This is a genomic window from Paenibacillus alba (assembly GCF_013204855.1).
Taxonomy (GTDB): Bacteria; Bacillota; Bacilli; order Paenibacillales; family NBRC-103111; genus Paenibacillus_E; species Paenibacillus_E alba.
This window is the reverse complement of sequence record NZ_JABMKZ010000119.1, coordinates 1-539: the sequence shown is the minus strand read 5'-3', so window position 1 is coordinate 539 and position 539 is coordinate 1. Positions and strand designations below refer to the sequence as shown.

The following is a 539-nucleotide window of genomic DNA, read 5'->3' as shown; positions in this document are numbered from 1 at the left end:
CAAGGCTTACGAAGCGGGGGATGTGAAGTAGCCATTGCCGGGGGAGTGAATGTCTCCATCCATCCCAACAAATACTTGATGCTTGGACAAGGGAAATTTGCATCGAGCAAGGGGAAATGCGAAAGCTTTGGAGAGGGTGGGGACGGATACGTGCCGGGAGAAGGGGTGGGGGCAGTACTGCTGAAGCCTCTGGACAAGGCCATAGAAGACGGGGACCAGATTTACGGAATCATTAAGGCTACAGCGGTGAATCATGGGGGGAAAACGAACGGCTATACCGTGCCCAACCCGAATGCGCAAGCCAGCATTCTGAGCAGAGCATATAAGGAGTCGGGCATAAATCCGAGAACGATAAGTTACATTGAAGCGCACGGCACAGGCACCGCGCTGGGGGATCCGATTGAAATAGCGGGTTTGAACAAAAGCTTCCGGGAGTATACGAAGGGCAACCAGTTTTGCGTAATCGGTTCCGTCAAGTCGAATATCGGTCATTGCGAAAGTGCAGCGGGCATTGCAGGACTGACAAAGGTGCTGCTGCA

Annotated in this window: 1 protein-coding gene; it reads left to right on the top strand. The window is 53.2% G+C overall.

The window, feature by feature from the left end; all coding sequences use genetic code 11:
- Positions 1-539: beta-ketoacyl synthase N-terminal-like domain-containing protein (locus HQN90_RS38185; RefSeq protein ID WP_173228003.1), on the top strand; the 539-nt coding region annotated here is incomplete at both ends.